The following is a 16,917-nucleotide window of genomic DNA, read 5'->3' as shown; positions in this document are numbered from 1 at the left end:
AATGAGGGGGCCGCGGGATCAGCGCAGGCGGGCGCCGGACGGAATGCGCCAGACCTGCTCGACGCGGCCGTGGCGGATCGCGAAGATTTCGCTGTGGAGGTGGACGGTCGTGTCGGCGTAGCCGACGACGAAGCGCATGCGGTCGCCGACGCGCGGCAGGCTGCTCGGCTCCCGCAGCTCGATCTTGCCGTGCTCGGCGGAGAAGCCGAGGCTCGCGACGGGCGGGATATCGAGCGGGATCGGCATGCCCGCGTCGCTGCTCATCGCCTTTTTCCCCGCGTCGCAGATGACGCGCGTCGGGTTCGGCCGGCTCGTCACGGTCGACAGCAGCGTCAGGCCGTATTCGACCGGAACGTTGTAGATCGTGCGGTAGCGTACATCGCCGAAGATGCCGCCGCCGGCCTGGATCTCAGTCACGCCGGGAATGGCGGCGGAGAAGCGGTAGGTGCCCGTCCCGCCGCAGCTGACGATCCCGACCGGGATACCCGCCGCGCGGCAGAGATCGGCGCTGGCGACGAGCTGGCCGACGGCCTCCTCGATGGCGCCGCGCTTCTCGTCCTGATCCTCGATGCGGGTGGTGTGGCCTTCCCAGGTCATCACGCCGGCAAAGTGCAGCGACGGATGGCCTGCGATGATGCGGGCAAGCTGAAGCACCGGTTCTCCCGGCTGGACCCCGGCTCGCCGGGTCCCCGTATCGACCTCGATCAGAACCCGGAGAACAACGTTCTCCCGCGCCGCTTCATCGGCCAGCGCCTGCACGTTGTCCTCGCCGTCGACGCAGACGGCCACGTCGACGCGCTTTCGCAGGCCGATCAGCCGCGCCACCTTGATCGGCCCGGCGATCTGGTTGGCGATCAGGATATCGGCAATGCCCGCATCCGCCATCGCTTCCGCTTCGGAGAGCTTGGCGCAGGTGATGCCGATCGCGCCGGCGGCGATTTCGAGACGTGCCACATCGGGGGATTTGTGCGGCTTGCAATGCGGCCGCCAGGCGACGCCGTGCTGGGCGCAGAAGCCGGCGATCCGCGCGACGTTCGTTTCCATCACGTCGAGGTCGACCAGCAGCGACGGCGTATCGAGCGCGTCCGGCGTGCAGCCGACGAGGCTTTCGGGGTTCGTCATGCCGCCCGCGCCTCCGTCCGGCAGGCGAGGAAGGACCGCACGAGGTCGCGCGCGTCTTCCTGCTCGTCGAGATGCAGGGCAATGCGCTCCAGCGCGGCGATGGCGGCGGCGTCCTCGCCGAGCCCCCAGTTGAGGCAGTTCCGGAACTTCGCCAGCACCTCCGCCTCGCTCATCGGATCGTTCGGCGCGCCCTTGATGGTGAGGCGGGTGCTCTCGATCGTGCTGCCGTCCCGGAGTTGCAGCCGAACGCGCGCCGGGGCGATCGCCGTCGGCTCGAAATCGGCGGCCTCGCGTGTCTCCAGCCGGGCTGCGAAGGCCACGTCCGCTGCCCGGATCCGCTCCGGCAGAAAGGTCGGGATCGTCACCTCGCCGTCCCTGAGCGCGGCGGCGAAGGTGTAGGCCGCGTTGAACTGGGCGTGGACCACGGGGTTGGGATGGCTCCGGTCGAAGGCGGCGCCGACGATCTGTCGGTTGACGCGGCCAAGCTCGATCGTGCCGCTCTCGATGTCGTCGCCCGTCAGCCCCTCGCGCCGGAGATCGCGCGCCAGCTCGATGACCGTGTGGGTGCAGCGGCAGCACGGATAGGGCTTCATGCTGAGATCGCGGAGGTGCCACTCCGTCCCGAGCCCGTCGGTCAGGATTTCCGGGCGGACTTCGCCGCGCTCATGGAGATTGAAGAGGCCGGCCTCGCCTTCCAGGAAGCGCCACGGCCCGGTCAGCCCATGCCGGGCCATCTGCGCCGCGAGAACGCCATTGCGGGCGGCGAAGCCCGGGCCGAGGCGCTTGGCGAGCGCCCCGTCGGCGATGAACTGCGTGGTCCCGCTCATCTGCACGAAGGCGATGCCCAGGGCATGGACCATCTGCTCTGCATCGAGCTTGAGCACCTTGCCGGCGGCAGCGGCGGCGGCAAGCGAGCCGAGCGCCGTCGTCGGATGCCAGCCCTTGCCGAGCGAATTGTAGCAGGCAAGGCCGAGCCGGCAGAAAAGCTCCACCCCCACGGCGATGGCGGCCAGCGCGTCGCGGCCATGCACCATTTCTTCGGCCTCCACGGCGGCAAGGACAGCCGGCAGCACGACGCAGAATACATGCACGCGTGCGGGGTCGTGCTGGTCGTCGAAATCCAGGCTGTGAGCGGCGGCGGCATTGGCGAGCGCGGCGGTCGCCGGGTTCGCCGTCCGGCCGTTCAGCAGCAGCGTCGCCGATCCGCCCAGCTCCCATTCGCCCAGCGCCGCCAGCAGGTTCTCCATGCCGGGAGCATGGGTGGCCGCGCCGATGACCCCGATGGTGTCGAGCACGAAGGCGCGCGTCGTGGCGAGCACGTCTTCCGGGATGTCCTCATAGCGGATCGCGGTCAAGGCGGTGGCGATCGCCCGCCCGATCGGGGACGATGAAGAGGGTTCGGGGGTCATGATTCAGGCTTCCAGATCGTGCCGGAGGAGCTCCGAAATCTCGCGGCGGAGGCGGAGAAATTCCGGATCGAGCTTCATGTCGTCGTGCCTTGGGCGGGCAAACGGCACCTTGATTTCGCTGAGCACCCGGGCCGGACGCTTGCTGAAGACGAGGATTCGATCGGCGAGATAAAGCGCCTCCTCGATGCCGTGCGTGACGAAGAGAACCATCTTCGGCTCGGCTTCCCAGATCCGCACCAATTCGTCCTGCAGGATGTCCCGGGTCTGCACGTCGAGCGCGCCGAAGGGCTCGTCCATGAGCAGGAGGCTCGGCTGGATGCAAAAGGCGCGGGCGATGCCGACGCGCTGCTGCATGCCGCCGGAAAGCTGGTGCGGCCAGGCATTCTCGAAGCCCCTGAGCCCGACAAGCTCAAGATAATGCCGTGCCCGCTCCAGCCGTTCGGCCTTGCCGACGCCCTTGACCTGCAGGCCGAAGGCGATGTTCTCGATCGCGGTCCGCCAGGGAAAGAGGTCGGCTCCCTGAAAGACCATGCCCCGTCCCGAGCCCGTGCGCCCGGTGATGTCCTCGCCGTCCAGCACGACCCGGCCGCTGTCGGCGGGGATCAGGCCGTTGATGATCTGCAGCAGCGTGGACTTGCCGCAGCCGGAGGGGCCGAGCAGGGCCACGAACTCGCCCTGCTCCACTTCGAGCGACTGGTCCACGAGGACCGGAACGGTGCCGAACGTCTTGGAGATGCCCGTGACGGAGAGATGAGCCATGTCAGGCGAGTTCTTTCAGGGCCTGTTCGAGGTAGGTCCGGTCGATCACCTTGCCGAGGTCGAGCGTGCCCTTCAGGGCCCCGGCCTGCTTGTAGACAGGCATGATCTTGGCGAACGCGTCCGGGTTCAGCTGCTCCATGTCGCTGAACGCCTTGATCTCACCGGTGAGCTGCTGCCAGACCGGCTTCAGGAGCGTATCGTCCGCCGCCTTGAGATCCTTGGAAGAGGCGTACTTTCCGACCTGCGTCTTGTACCAGGCATAGTCGCTGTCGGTCTTGCGGAAGGCGGTGAGCGAGGCCTTCAGCACGGCCACGGCGGCCTTCTTGTTTTCGTCGGCCTTAAGCCAGCCGGACGTCGCCATGATGACCGCGCTGAACCAGTCGTCGTATTCCTTCCAGGGCGTGACCAGCACCTGGTAGTTGCCGCGCGCCTTGATCTGCTCGGCCTGCTCGATATGCATTGGCACCGCGTCGACGCGGCCGGCGAGCAGCGCCCGCGCGCGGTCGCCCGAGCTGCCCATCTCGATGAAGTTCACCTTCTGCGGATCGATGCCCTGCTTGGCGAGCGCGCCCAGCACCATGACGTACATGAAGTCGCCGATGCTGTTGACGGCGATCGTGCCGCCCCTGTCGGCAATGTCGGCGAGGCTCTTCGTCTTGTCCGCGTTGCTGACGATCACCTGGTCGGTGTTGTTGTAGGACAGCCCGATGATTTTCAGGTCCGCCCCCGCTTCTGCGGCGGCGAGCGTGGAGGCGATGTCCGCGTCGCCCATGTCGGCGGCGCCGGCGATCACTTCCTGCGCGATCTGCGGGATCTTGGCGGTCGGACGCATCTCCGCCGGCGCGAAGCCCGCGATCTCGCCCAGCCCGGATCGCAGCGCGGACTGCAGCGGCACGTTCACGGCCGAGGCGGAGGCCAGCGTGTTGATCTTCAGGACACGGGCGTCGGCAGCCATGGCGCGGGAGCCCGCCCCCAGCATGACGACACCTGCTCCGCAAAGTCCCGCGCGCAGAAGATCGCGTCGGTTCATGGCGTCAAACATCATCGTTCCCCTTTATTGTCGTCGATTGTTGCTTGAGCCCGGATCAGCCGCCGGTGCGGCTCGCGTACCAGGGCGCGGCACGCCCCGCGACACGACGCAGGAGTTCCGTCGCCCCGGCGCTGACCAGCATCAGGACGACGATCAGGCCGAAGAGCGGAGCGGTGGAGAGGTCGAGGCCGGCATTGTTCAGAAGCCCGCCGAAGCCGGCGCCGATGAACATTTCCGCCGTCACCATGGCGCGCAGGGCATGGATCAGGCCGATGCGCGCGGCGATCAGCAGGTAGGGATAGAGCGCCGGCAGGATGACGAAGCGGAAGCGCTGGAAGTCGCTGGCGGAAAAGGATTTCGCCACGTCGAGCAGGCGCGGCGACACGGCGCGCGCGGCCTCGGTGATCGACACGACCACGTACCAGAGCGTCGCCACGAAGACGATGCAGGTGCGGAACAGAAGACCCCGCCCCATCAGGATGATGAGCAGCGGCACCAGCGCCGCCGCCGAGACGACGATGAACATCGAGGCCCAGGGCTTCACCACGGTGAAGACCGGACGCGACCGACCCATGGCGATGCCGAGCGGAATGCCGACGGCCAGCGCCAGGAGATAGCCGATCATCATCTGCCCGATCATCAGGCCGAGAGCGGGCCAGAATTCAGGATCGGTGAGGGTTTCCGGCAGCGCTTTCGCCACCTGCACCGGCGTTGCCACGAGGGCGTCGCCGAGATGCATGCCGACGGCCTGCCACAGGATCAGGACCAGAACGATGCCGAGGATATTCGTCGTGAGCCGCCCGAGCTGCATCAGCCCCTCCCCGGTCGCCAGGTGCAGATGCGAGCCTCGACCAGGAGGAGGATCTCCTGCAGGAGGAGCCCCAGCAGGCAGAGCACGAAGAGGACGCCCAGCACGGCCGCGCTGTCGAAATGGGCGGCCGCCTGCTTCATGATGGAACCAAGGTTCACGGCCGCGAGGAAGAGTTCCGCCGTGATCATCGCGTTGACCGCGCGCACCGCGCCGATGCGCAGCGCCGTGAAGACGAAGGACAGGCTTTCCGGCAGGAGGACGTAGCGAACGTTCTGCCAGCGCGTCGTGCCGAAGGAGCGGCCGACATCGAGCAGCCTGCGGTCGGCGTTCCGCGCGCCGACGCTGAGCACGATGATCATGTCGAACACGCACATCAGCACCACCAGGGCGACGCGAGCCTTGAAGTAGAGCCCGCACCAGATCATCAGGAACGGCGCCCAGGCGACGCTTGGAACTGCATAGACAAGCGTCACCACCGGCCCAAGCAGGTCGCCGACGAAGCGGACGCGACCCATGGCGAGACCCACGGGAAGCGCGATCAGGCAGGCGATGAGATAACCCAGGACCATGTGGCCGAGGGCTGCGACAAGCGCCTTGGGAAGGACCCCGCCGAGCGTCAGTTCACCCAGCCGCCGGAACACCGCGACGGGCGGGGCCAGGACGAAACCCGATTGCGTCGCGGCGAAGAGCTGCCACACGACAATGCCGAAAATCAGGGATCCCCAGTAGAGAGCGGCGTTCGAACGCTCCCCGAAACCGGGAATGGCGCGCGAAGCGAACGGTAATCTCCGCTTGATCAATGGGGAAGCATCTGCCTCACTCATGAGGATCCATCTTGCCGGTGCCGAGGCTTCACGTTGCGCTTGCCTCGCTCGCAAGACCGATCCTAAGGGGAGTTCGAAAGTATTGTCTAGTTGCCTATACAGATTTTTTTAAAGGGACCTCATTCCTTGCATCCCGCTGACTTCATTCCCCTTTACGCCCGCATCCAGCGCTTCCTGCGCGACGAGATCGCATCCGGACGGTTGCAGGAGGGCGACCGGACGCCTTCGGAGCCGGAGCTTGCCGAACGCTTCGGGACCACGCGCGCCACCGTTTCCCGCGCCTTCCAGGATCTCGTCTTCGAGGGCATCATCGTGCGTCGCGCCGGCAGCGGCACTTTCGTCGCGCCGCGCCGGATCAGCGCGCCGATCGACCTTACGCATGTCCGCTCCTTCGAGGAGCAACTCGCCGCCACGGGCGCGGCGATCCAGTACGAACTCGTCGGCTTTTCCCGCCGACAGGCCAGTCCTTCGGAGGCGGAAACCCTGCATCTGGACGGCGACGACAATCTCTATCTGCTCGATCGCCTCCGCGTGGTCGCGGGCAAGAAAATGAGCCTGGAGAGCCGGATCATCCCGGAGGAACTCGGCCGCCACATGACGCTCGACATGCTGCAGACCAAGTCCATGCACCGCATCCTCGCCGACGATTTCCACCTGCCGGTGCATCGCGTGGAAGGCAAGATCCGCGCCGACATCGCCAAGCCGGCGATCGCCGACCGGCTGGAGGTGAAGCGCGGCAGTCCGGTACTGATCCGCGATTACGTCCTCTTCAGCGCCGATCGCCGCCCGCTCGTCAGCGGCGAATCCATCTACCGCTCCGAATTCCAGATCGACTACCTCGTCCAGCAGGCGAACTAGGCCTCCCCCGACGCATCCCGGGAACCATTCATCCGCCGGATCGCGCCGTAGAGGCCCCGTTCGAAATCGATCACGGCGCGCGAACGCGCCCGATCCTTCAGCGAGATGATCTGCACTTCGCTCTCCTGCAGAAGCGCGTCGCTGAAGCGCAGGCTGACGAGCCGGCCCCGTTCGGCCGCCGCACGCCCGGAGAGTTCGGCAAGAATGGCGATCAGCGACGCCCGCTCCGCCAGGCCCAGCCGGAGCGGGACGGAATCGCTTTCCACCACGACGCGGAGCCGGATTCCGGCCCTCGCGGCCGCCGCCTCGATGACCTGCCGGGTCGGCGAACCCGCGGGCGCTAGCACCAGCGGCTGCCCGGCGAGATCCGCGAAGCGGATTTCCTCGCATCCGGCGAAGGAATGATGGGGCGAGACCAGCGCCACCAAAGGTTGGGTGAGCGACGTCAGCACCCGCAATGCGGGGTCGGGCGGTGGATTATAGCCGATGCCGATCTCCACGACCCCCTCCTGCACCAGCCCGACGACCTGACGTGTATTTCCGACGCGCACGTCGAAGGTGATGCCGGGATGCTTCTCCCGAAAGCGCGTGATGAGGTCGGGCAGGAGGTCGTCGGCGAACGGCTCGATGCTGGCGATCCGCACCTCGCCCGTGCTCAGCCCCTGCAGCGCGGCGATCTCGTCGCGCGCCAGCGCCACGGCGGCGAGGCTGTCCCGCGCCCGCCGCAGGAAGATCCGCCCGGCCGGTGTCGTTTCCACGCCGCGCGGCAGCCGTGAGAGCAGCGGGGCGCCGAAGGCCTGCTCAAGATTCTGGATCTGCCGGCTCAACGCCGATTGCGCGACGTGCAGGTTCTCCGCCGCCTCCCGGATGGAGCCGGCTTCCGCCACCGCCACGAAATAGCGCAGCGCTTCCAGGTTCATCATCCCTCCTGCGCCGCGTGCGATGCCGAAACGAGATCGCCCGACACCCTGAATTCGACTTGTGAGATCAGGATCGAAGCTGCCTGATGGATTGGCAAGAACAATCTTTGGACAGCGATGACGATGGGCGGTTCGTTCGGACGAGGTAAACGGCGATGATGGTCGGCATCGATGTCGGTGGAACCTTCACCGATCTGGTCGTCGCCCATCCGGAACTGGGCCTGCGCTTCGTCAAGTCGCCATCCACGCCGGACGATCCCTCGCGTGGCGTGCTGGATGCGCTGGAACTGCTGGCGGCAGACCTCGGGCGCCCCCTCGGCGAGGTCCTTGCCGATATCGAACTTTTCATCCACGGCACCACGGTCGCCACCAATATCCTCGTGCAGCGGCGCGGGGCGAAGCTCGGCCTGATCACCACCGCCGGCTTCCGCGATCTGCTGGAATTGCGCGAAGGCTCGCGCGACAACCGGTATGCCCTGCGCGTAGCGGCACCGGAGCCGATCATCGCCCGCCCCCTCCGCCGCGAAATCGGCGAGCGCACCGGCTTCGACGGCGCGGCATTGCTGCCGCTCGACCGGGACGATACGCGCCGGGCGATCGAGGATCTTCGCGCCGCCGGAGTGAACGGCGTCGTGGTCTGCCTGCTCCACGCGCACCGCAATCCGGAGCACGAGCGCGCCGTTCGCGAGTTGATCGAAGCCGCCGGCTGGTCGCCGTTCGTCTCGCTGTCGCACGAAATCCTCAACCGCGAGGGTGAATACGACCGGCTCTCGACGGCTTCGGTGAACGCCTATGTCGGCCCCGGATTGCAGACCTACCTGAACCGCCTTTTCGGCCGCCTCACCGAGCAGGGTATCCGGGTTCCGGTGCTCGTCATGCAATCGCATGGCGGCGTTCTGCCCGTCGAGGATGCCGGACGGCTGGCGGTCGGGGCGGTGACGAGCGGTCCCGCCGGGGGCGCCAAGGCCGGGGCGATGTTCGCCCGCGCGCTGGGCCTGCCCCGGCTCGTGACCTACGACACCGGGGGCACCACCACCGATGTCTGCATCGTGAATGACGGCGTGCCCGCCGAGCGCGACCGCACCGACCTCGCCGACATGCGCATCACCGCGCCGGCCATCGAGGTGAACCCGCTCGGCATCGGCGGCGGCAGCATCGCCTGGATCGACCCCGCCGGCATTCTGGAAATCGGGCCGCAAAGCGCCGGCGCGGTCCCGGGGCCCGCCTGCTTCGGCAAGGGCGGCACGCGGGCAACCCTGACGGACGCCAACCTCGTTCTGGGGCTGCTTCCCGAGACCGGTTTCCTCGGCGGCCGCTTCCAGCTCGATCTGGAACAGGCGCGCGCGGCGGTGAACCGGGACGTCGCGGAGCCGCTCGGCCTCAGCATCGAGGAAGCGGCCTGGGCGATCCATGTGCTGGCGAGTTCCCGCATCACCGAGGGTATCCGGCTGGCCACGGTGCGGCGCGGACTGGACCCGCGTGAATTCGCGATGATGTCCTTCGGCGGCGCCGGCGGTCTTCATGCCAACGAAGTCGCCCGCGACCTGCAGATCCCGTCCGTGATCATCCCCCGCTTCGCCTCGGTTCTCTCCGCGCTGGGCTTCCTCGCGGCCGATGTCCGCCGCGACCGGCAGCGGACCGTGAACGCGCCGATCAATTCCCTGTCGGCGCACGATCTGGAGACGATCTTCAAGGATCTCGCGAACGAAGCGCATGCCGCGATGTCGTCCAGCGTCGCCGGGCAGGGAGACGGCGAGACCTGGACGGACCGCGTCGCGGAATGCCGCTACGAACGGCAGATCCACACGCTGCCCATCCCCACAAAGGCAGGCGACACGCCCTTCGACCTGGAGCGGCGCTTCACCGAAACCTATGGGGAGCTCTACCAGCACTCCCATCCCGGCGAACCGGCGATCGTGGAAACCTGCCGGGTCTCCGTCTACAGCCCGCTCCCCAAGCTCGATCTGCCCCGCTACCCGGTCGAGCCCGGCGCCGATGCCGCCCGCGCTCTCTGCGGCAAGCGGCGCATCCATATCGGCCGCGAGGTGCAGGCGCCCGTCTACCGCTTCGAGTATCTCGTTGCCGGCATGACCATTGCCGGGCCCGCCCTCATCGACGCGGCTTCCACCTCGGTTCTCGTGCTGGAAGGCAGCCTCGCCAGCATCGACGAGACCGGCAGCCTTCGCATCTCGGATCAGCCCGCATGAACGCCGCGTCCTCCCGCCTCGCGCCCAACCCGCTCACCCTTGCCGTCGTCCGCAACAAGCTGAAGGCGATCAGCGAGGAGATGGTGGAGACGATGACGCGCACCTGCTTCTCGCCCATCCTCAACCAGAACCAGGACTTCTCCGCCGTCCTCTTGGATGCGGAGATCCGCACGGTCGCGCAGGCCGAACGCGTGCCGATCCACATGGGCGCCATGCCGCTCGCGGTGCGAATGATGGCGGATGCCTTCCGCGGCGACCTTGCCGAGGGCGACGTGCTGATGGCCAACGACCCCTTCTGGGGCGGCAGCCACCTGCCCGACGTGACGCTGGCGATGCCGTTCTTCCACGCCGGCGAGATTGCCTTCTGGGTGGCGCTGCGCGCGCATCAGGGCGATATCGGCGGCATCTCCGCCGGTGGCTACAGCGCGGCCGCCCGCGAGATCTGGCAGGAAGGATTGCGGCTGCCGCCGGTGAAGCTCGTCGACGGGGGGCGGCTCCGCAAGGATATCCTCCGCCTCGTCGCCACCAATTCGCGCAAGCCGGAAGACCTCGAAGGCGATCTGCTGGCGCAACTCGCGGCCGTCCGGATAGGTCACGCCCGGCTGTCGGAATTGTTCACCCGCTACCGGGGCGAAGAGGTCGCGGGCTGCGTGCAGGCCATGCTGGACGGCGGCGAAGCGGTGATGCGCGCCATGCTGGCGGGCTGCCGCGAGGGTCGCCATTCCGGCCTGAGCCACATGGAGTTCGCGCAGGCACCCGGCGGATTGCTGCCGATCCCGGTGACGGTCACCATCGATAACGGACGGGCGGTCGTGGACCTCACCGAATGCCCCGATCAAGTGGCCGCTTTCATCAACAGCCCCTTCGCCAACACGCGCGCCGCCGTGATGGTGGCATTCCTCTATTTCAGCGGTGACGATCAGGGCCTGAACGACGGCAGCGCGCGGGCGATCGAGATCCGCACGCGCAAGGGCAGCCTGCTCGATCCGGTGTCGCCGGCTCCCGTCGGCGCCTGCACCTCGTCCACGGCCTGCGCGCTTATCGAGGCGTTGCTGCAGGCTCTGGAAGGAGCCGATCCGGCCCGCGCCATCGGCGGCTTTGCCCGCCGCTTCCGCTTCGCCCTCGCCGGGCAGGACCGCGGCGGGCGGCCCTTCATCTGGCACTACTTCTTCAACAAGGGCGGCACCGGCGGCAATGCCGAGCACGATGGCTGGGCCAATATCGGCGGGTTGCACAATCCCGGCGGCACACCCTCGCCTTCGGTGGAGCGGACGGAAGCGGCCTATCCGCTGCTGGTCGAGGAATATTCCCTGCTGACGGATTCCGGCGGTGCCGGCACGCGACGCGGCGGCCTCGGCGGACGGCTGCGCCTTCGCTATGTCGGCGACAGGCCCGCCGTCCTGAATGCCTCCGGCGAAGGCGTGCTGGTGCCGCCTTTCGCCAGCCAGGGCGGCACGGCGGGACCGGGGCATGCCTATTCCGTCGAGCACGGGGACGGGTGCATCGATCGCCTCGGCGTGCATGACAGCGGCGTCGCCATCGAGCCGGGCGCGACGATCGTCTGCATCTCCGCCGGCGGCGGCGGCCATGGCGATCCCGCCAACCGGCCGAGGGACGCCGTCCGGCGCGATGTCGCCTACGGCTACGTCAGCGAAGGGGCTGCCCGTACCGTCTACGACTGGCAGGTGGAAGCCACGGGGAAGACGTAAACTGGCATGCCGATTGCATAGACGACTATACAGATTGAGGGGAACGGGATGAGCGGGTTCGTGATCACGCGGCGAATGCTGATGCAGGTGGCGGCAACGTTGCCGGCGGCCGGCCTCCTGACGGGGTTCGACGATACCGCCTGGGCGCAGAGCTCGGGCAAGACGCTGACGCTGGCGATCCCGAACAGCCCCAACACGCTGGATCCGATCAATGCGGTGCTGCAGGATCCGATGGTCATCAACCAGTGCATCTTCGAGAACCTGGTCGAATATGACGTCGACGGCGTGCTTCGGCCGCAGCTCGCCCGCGCACTGCCCGAAATATCGGCTGACAAGCTGACCTATACGTTCGACCTGCGCGACGACGTGCAGTTCCAGAACGGCCAGCCCATGACGTCGGAAGACGTGAAGTACAGCTTCGAATCCATGCTGGACAAGAAGCGGAACGCCGCTCGTCGCGTGATCTTCGAGAAGATCGCCCGGGTGGAAACGGACGGTCCGCATCGGGTGCACGTGATCCTGAGCGAGCCCTACGCGCCCTGGCTGAACTTCCTGACGAAGTACATGGGCATCTGGCCCGCCGGCTCGCGCGAGAGATACGGCGACGACTATTTCAAGATGAAACCGGTCGGGATCGGCACGGGTCCGGGCATCTTCGAGGAATGGCGGCCGAACCAGTCCGTCACGCTGAAGCGCAATCCCAATTACTGGGACAAGAGCCTGCCGAAATGGGAGCGGCTGGTGGTGAAGTTCGTCCCCGAGGACGCCACCCGCACCGCTTACCTCCTGGCCCGGCAGGCCGACATCATCGGCGCGCCCGCCCCGCGCGATTTCGCCTCGCTCTCCAAGCGCTCGGGACTCGCCGGCGAGGTCCGCTCCACCTTCGGTGGCTGGAGCACGCTGATGATGAACAACGCCAAGCCGCCCTTCGACGATATCAATGTCCGTCGCGCGGTGAACTGGGCGATCGATCGCCAGAAGCTCGCGCAATATGCCTTCTTCGGCATGGTCGATCCCTGCACCCTGCCCGCTCCCCGACAGGCCTGGTGGTATGACGCGGAGGCCGACGGATCCATCGGCTACGACCCGGAAAAGGCGAAGGGCTTCCTCGCGCAATCGAAACACGCCACGGATGCCGCCTTCGAGATGACGCTGCCGGCGACCCCCTACCTGCTCGACCTCAAGGACGCGGCCGTCGCGATCCAGTCGCAGTTGCAGGCGGTGGGCATCCGCTGCACGCTGAAGATGACGGAACCGCTGGTGGCGCTCGGGCAGGCGAAGAAGGGCGAGTTGCAGGCGCTCCTGATGAACCTGACGTCGCCGGGCGAGCCGACCTACCTGCTCGGCCAGAATTTCACGGAGAACCAGCCTTATTCCAAGGTCTCCGGCTATGCCGCCCCGGAGATTGCCGATCTCCTGAAGCAGGCCTATGCCGAGAACGACCAGGCGGCGCTGAAGCCGATCTACGCGAAGATCCTGAAGAAGATCGCCGACGATTGTCCCTATGCGTGGCTGGGCTTCCTCAATGCCGCCAATCTCTGGCGCGGCAACGTGACCGATTTCAGGGTCAACCAGGGCATCACCATGGATGTGCGAAGCGTCGGGCTGAAGGCCTGACCGGCGCATGCTGGGCTTCTTCCTCCATCGCCTCGGCTTCTCGATACTGGCCGTGCTTATGATCAGCCTGATCCTGTTCGTGCTGACGGCGGCGATCCCGGAATCCCCGGCCCGCATCGTGCTGGGCGCGGATGCGCCGGAAGTCCAGGTCCAGCAGTTCGAACATGAGCACGGGCTCGACCGGCCGCTGCTCGTCCGCTACGGCGAATGGGTGGACCGGCTGGCGCTCCACGGCGATTTCGGCACCTCCGTGGTGACCGGCCTCGGCATGAACGAGCAGATCGCCGAGACCCTGCCGGTGACGCTGGAGCTGGTAATCGTAGCCTTCGTCTTCGCGGTGGTCCTGTCGATCGCTCTCGGCACCGCATCGGCCGTCTTCGAGAACAGCTGGATCGACCACGCCTCGCGCATCTTCACGGTGATCGGCGTTTCGGTTCCGGGCTTCTGGACCGCGCTGATCCTCATCCTGTTCTTCGCGATCCGCATCCCGATCTTCCCGCCGGGCGGCATCACGCCGGTCAGCGAGGGGCTCGGCCCGCACATCATGTCGCTGGTGCTCCCGGCCTTCTGCCTCGGCATCTTCTACACGGCCGTGCTCAGCCGCATGACGCGGTCGAGCCTGATCGAGGTGCTCGGGCAGGATTACATCCGCACCGCCCGCGCGACCGGCCTGCCCCGTTCGCTGGTGCTTCGCTACGCCCTGAAGAACGCCATGGTGCCGGTGGTCACGGTCACTTCCATGTCGTTCGGCTACATGTTCGGCTGGGCGCTCATCATCGAGACCGTCTTCAACATCGCCGGCATGTCGGGATCGCTGCTGAACGCGATCAGCCAGCGCGACTACGCGACCGTGCGCGCCGTGGTCTTCGTCTTCACCCTGATCTTCCTTCTCGCCAACCTCGCGGCGGATCTCCTGAACGCATGGCTCAACCCGCGCCTGCGCACGGTGCAGGCATGAACCGCCTCGTCCGCGCCTTTGGCGGTCCCACCGGCCTGATCGGCGGCGCGATCGTCGTCCTCGTCATCGCCATGGCGCTGCTCGCACCGGCAATCTCGCCCTTCGATCCCGATGCGGTGGCGCTCGACCGCCAGCTCACGCCGCCCGACCTGCTCCACTGGTTCGGCACCGACCAGTCCGGCCGCGACATCCTGAGCCGCGTAATCTGGGGTGCCCGTCCGTCGCTGGAGATCGGCATCGGCTCCGTGCTCGTCAGCATCCTCTTCGGCCTGCCGCTCGGTCTGGTCGCCGGCTTCAACCAGGGAAGCTGGGTGGAACAGGTGATCATGCGGACGCTGGACGCCGTGGCCGCGATCCCCACGCTGATCTGGGCGATCGCCGTGGTCGGCATTCTCGGCGTCGGCGTCTCGCAGCTCGGCCCGCTGGCGATCGGCAACCAGACCAAAGTCACGATCCTGCTGGGTCTCCTCTATATTCCCGGCCTCGCCCGCATCATTTACGTGGCGACGCTTGTGGAGGCGCAGGCGGACTACGTGGCGGCGCGGCGCCTGCAGGGCGTGCCGGGCTGGAAGATCCTGTTCAGCGACGTGCTTCCCAACACGCTGTCTCCCGTCATCGTGCATGCGACGCTGCAGATCGCGGTCGGCATCATCCTGGAGGCCGCCATCAGCTTCGTCGGGCTGGGCGTGCAGCCGCCGGCCGCGAGCTGGGGCAACATGCTCGCCGCCTCCCGCAATTTCGTCTTCTCCGGCGAATGGTGGCTCTCGGTCTTCCCGGGCCTCTTCATCTCGATCACGGTGATCGGCTTCAATCTCATGGGCGATGGGATTCGCGACGTTCTGGACCCCCGCCGCAAACTGACGATGGCACCGGCATGAGTGCGGCAGCTCCCGCGTTTCTGGAGGTTTCCGATCTCCGGATCGGATTCCCCGGCCGGGCGGGCGACGTGCCCGTCGTTCACGGCGTGGATTTCGCGTTGTCCGCCGGCGAGACGCTGGCGCTGGTGGGCGAGTCCGGATCGGGCAAGAGCCTAACCGCCCTCAGCCTGATAGACCTGCTGCCGGGCGGCGCGAGGCGGCTCGGAGGCCGGATCCGCATCGGCGAGAACCAGCTCGACACGCTTTCCAGCAATGCGATCCGGAAGATCCGAGGCGGCGAGATCGCGATGATCTTCCAGGATCCGCTGAGTGCGCTGAACCCTGCCTTCACCGTCGGCCGGCAGCTCACAGACGCGATCCGCTCGCACCATCCGCTCTCGCGCGGCGCGGCGGCGAAACGGGCGGAAGAGCTGCTCGACCTCGTCGGCATCCCGTCGCCGAAAGCCCGCCTGCACTCCTTTCCGCATGAGATGTCGGGCGGCCAGCGGCAACGCGTCGCCATTGCGCTGGCGCTCGCCTCAGGGCCGAAGCTGCTGATCGCGGACGAACCCACGACGGCCCTCGACGTCACCGTTCAGGCGCAGATCATGGCGCTGCTGGCCCGGCTGCGGCAGGAACTCGGCCTCGCCATCCTGCTGATCAGCCACAATCTCGATCTGGTGGCCGAGATCTGCCACCGCGTCGCGGTCATGTATGCGGGCCGCATCGTCGAGACCAATACGGTGGAGGAGATCTTCCGCCGGCCGCAACACCCCTATACCCGCATGCTGCTGGATTGCATTCCCCGGCTGGACGACAGGCCCGGCCCGCTCGCCACCATTCCCGGTGAACCGCCGCTCTTCGGCAAGCTGCCATCCGGCTGCCCGTTCCGGCCGCGCTGCCCGGCGGCGCACGAGCGCTGCCTCGCGATGCCACCGGCCTTCCCGCAAGAGGCAGGACAGGCCGCCTGCTGGCTCGCCGCATGAACGCTCCTCCTCCGACCACGCCCATTCTCTCGCTTCGGGGCATCGGCAAAAGCTATCGGCTCAGGGGCGGCCTTCTTGCGCGACTGCGCGGCCGGACGCCCCGCCTCGACGCGCTGCGGGACATCGATCTGGAGATCCGGCGCGGCGATATCGTCGGCATAGTCGGCGAAAGCGGCAGCGGAAAATCGACGCTCGGCCGGATCGTCGTGCGCCTGCTGGAGCCGACGGAGGGCGTCCTGAGCTTCGAGGGAACAGCCCTCTCGGAGGGCACGTCCCGGTCGCTGCGGGCCTATCGCCGCCGCGTGCAGATGATCTTCCAGGATTCCGGCTCGTCGCTCAATCCGCGCAAGCGCATCCGCCGAACCCTGCACGAAGCGCTTCGCGCCGCGGGCGTGCCCCGCGGTCGATGCAATGAGGAGATCGCGCAGCTCCTGCGGCGAACGGGGCTGCCGGAAGGCATTCTCGACCGCCATCCCCACGCTCTCTCCGGCGGCCAGCGGCAGCGCGTGAACATCGCCCGCGCGCTCGCCATGCAGCCGGAACTGCTGGTCGCGGACGAGCCCGTCTCGGCCCTCGATGTGTCGCTACAGGGCCAGATCATCAATCTCCTGATCGGCCTGGCGGCGGAATCGGGGCTGACCCTGATCTTCATCAGTCACGACCTTGCCGTCGTGCGGCGTATCTGCAACCGCGTGATCGTCATGCAGTCCGGCGTGATCGTGGAAAGCGGCACGCCGAGCGAAGTGATGGAGAACCCGCAGCATCCCTATACACGCAAGCTCCTGGACGCCGTTCCGAAAGGGTTGCGAGAAAGCGCCTGATCGGGCGATCGACGCAAGGTCCCGCCCCA

Annotated in this window: 15 protein-coding genes; 8 read left to right on the top strand and 7 right to left on the bottom strand. The window is 67.3% G+C overall.

Going from position 1 to position 16,917, the window contains the following annotated elements; genetic code table 11:
• Window positions 1–18: 18 nt before the first annotated feature.
• Genes BMY25_RS03130 through BMY25_RS03105 form a run of 6 tightly spaced genes read right to left on the bottom strand, consistent with a single transcriptional unit; the run spans window position 19 to window position 5,955 of the window.
• Window positions 19–1,122, bottom strand: coding sequence for a DSD1 family PLP-dependent enzyme (locus tag BMY25_RS03130; RefSeq protein ID WP_092495088.1), 1,104 nt, complete (start codon window positions 1,120–1,122; stop codon window positions 19–21).
• On the bottom strand, window positions 1,119–2,531 hold the full coding sequence (locus BMY25_RS03125) for an MmgE/PrpD family protein (RefSeq protein ID WP_092495087.1): 1,413 nt from the start codon (window positions 2,529–2,531) through the stop codon (window positions 1,119–1,121). The genes BMY25_RS03130 and BMY25_RS03125 overlap by 4 nt, the downstream gene beginning before the upstream one ends.
• A gap of 3 nt (window positions 2,532–2,534) precedes the next feature.
• Window positions 2,535–3,290 (bottom strand): ABC transporter ATP-binding protein, encoded by a 756-nt coding sequence (locus BMY25_RS03120; protein WP_092495086.1) that lies wholly within the window; start codon window positions 3,288–3,290, stop codon window positions 2,535–2,537.
• 1 nt (window position 3,291) lies between these two features.
• A complete protein-coding gene (locus tag BMY25_RS03115; RefSeq protein WP_177176674.1) occupies window positions 3,292–4,320 on the bottom strand; it encodes an ABC transporter substrate-binding protein in 1,029 nt (342 codons plus the stop codon).
• A 55-nt stretch (window positions 4,321–4,375) separates the two neighbouring features.
• Window positions 4,376–5,131 carry an ABC transporter permease gene (locus BMY25_RS03110; RefSeq protein WP_092495084.1) on the bottom strand — a complete coding sequence of 252 codons (756 nt, stop codon included), beginning with the start codon at window positions 5,129–5,131 and terminating at the stop codon, window positions 4,376–4,378.
• On the bottom strand, window positions 5,131–5,955 hold the full coding sequence (locus BMY25_RS03105) for an ABC transporter permease (RefSeq protein ID WP_092495083.1): 825 nt from the start codon (window positions 5,953–5,955) through the stop codon (window positions 5,131–5,133). The genes BMY25_RS03110 and BMY25_RS03105 overlap by 1 nt, the downstream gene beginning before the upstream one ends.
• Before the next feature lie 126 nt (window positions 5,956–6,081).
• On the opposite strand from BMY25_RS03105, the gene BMY25_RS03100 reads away from it, so the two are divergent.
• Window positions 6,082–6,813, top strand: coding sequence for a GntR family transcriptional regulator (locus tag BMY25_RS03100; RefSeq protein WP_177176673.1), 732 nt, complete (start codon window positions 6,082–6,084; stop codon window positions 6,811–6,813).
• Here BMY25_RS03100 and BMY25_RS03095 read toward each other — a convergent pair.
• The gene (locus BMY25_RS03095; protein WP_177176672.1) at window positions 6,810–7,733 is read right to left on the bottom strand and encodes a LysR family transcriptional regulator; all 924 of its coding nucleotides are present in this window, start codon (window positions 7,731–7,733) and stop codon (window positions 6,810–6,812) included. The genes BMY25_RS03100 and BMY25_RS03095 overlap by 4 nt on opposite strands.
• A 155-nt stretch (window positions 7,734–7,888) precedes the next feature.
• On the opposite strand from BMY25_RS03095, the gene BMY25_RS03090 reads away from it, so the two are divergent.
• Genes BMY25_RS03090 through BMY25_RS03060 form a run of 7 tightly spaced genes read left to right on the top strand, consistent with a single transcriptional unit; the run spans window position 7,889 to window position 16,888 of the window.
• Window positions 7,889–9,940, top strand: a complete 2,052-nt coding sequence (locus BMY25_RS03090) for a hydantoinase/oxoprolinase family protein (RefSeq protein WP_092495080.1) — start codon at window positions 7,889–7,891, stop codon at window positions 9,938–9,940.
• Window positions 9,937–11,649, top strand: a complete 1,713-nt coding sequence (locus BMY25_RS03085) for a hydantoinase B/oxoprolinase family protein (RefSeq protein WP_177176671.1) — start codon at window positions 9,937–9,939, stop codon at window positions 11,647–11,649. The genes BMY25_RS03090 and BMY25_RS03085 overlap by 4 nt, the downstream gene beginning before the upstream one ends.
• Window positions 11,650–11,697: 48 nt before the next feature.
• Complete coding sequence (locus tag BMY25_RS03080) at window positions 11,698–13,266, top strand: ABC transporter substrate-binding protein (RefSeq protein WP_092495078.1); 1,569 nt, start codon at window positions 11,698–11,700, stop codon at window positions 13,264–13,266.
• Between the two features lie 7 nt (window positions 13,267–13,273).
• Window positions 13,274–14,224 carry an ABC transporter permease gene (locus tag BMY25_RS03075; protein ID WP_092495077.1) on the top strand — a complete coding sequence of 317 codons (951 nt, stop codon included), beginning with the start codon at window positions 13,274–13,276 and terminating at the stop codon, window positions 14,222–14,224.
• Window positions 14,221–15,102, top strand: a complete 882-nt coding sequence (locus BMY25_RS03070) for an ABC transporter permease (RefSeq protein ID WP_177176670.1) — start codon at window positions 14,221–14,223, stop codon at window positions 15,100–15,102. Before BMY25_RS03075 ends, BMY25_RS03070 begins: the two co-directional genes overlap by 4 nt.
• Window positions 15,099–16,067 carry an ABC transporter ATP-binding protein gene (locus BMY25_RS03065; RefSeq protein ID WP_092495075.1) on the top strand — a complete coding sequence of 323 codons (969 nt, stop codon included), beginning with the start codon at window positions 15,099–15,101 and terminating at the stop codon, window positions 16,065–16,067. The genes BMY25_RS03070 and BMY25_RS03065 overlap by 4 nt, the downstream gene beginning before the upstream one ends.
• Entirely contained in the window at window positions 16,064–16,888 is an 825-nt protein-coding gene (locus BMY25_RS03060; protein WP_092495074.1) for an ATP-binding cassette domain-containing protein, read from the top strand. Before BMY25_RS03065 ends, BMY25_RS03060 begins: the two co-directional genes overlap by 4 nt.
• Window positions 16,889–16,917 lie beyond the last annotated feature (29 nt).

It is taken from the genome of Faunimonas pinastri, from assembly GCF_900110915.1.
Classification (GTDB): Bacteria; Pseudomonadota; Alphaproteobacteria; order Rhizobiales; family Afifellaceae; genus Faunimonas; species Faunimonas pinastri.
The sequence above is the reverse complement of the archived record's forward strand: the minus strand, read 5'-3'. Positions and strand labels throughout refer to the sequence as shown.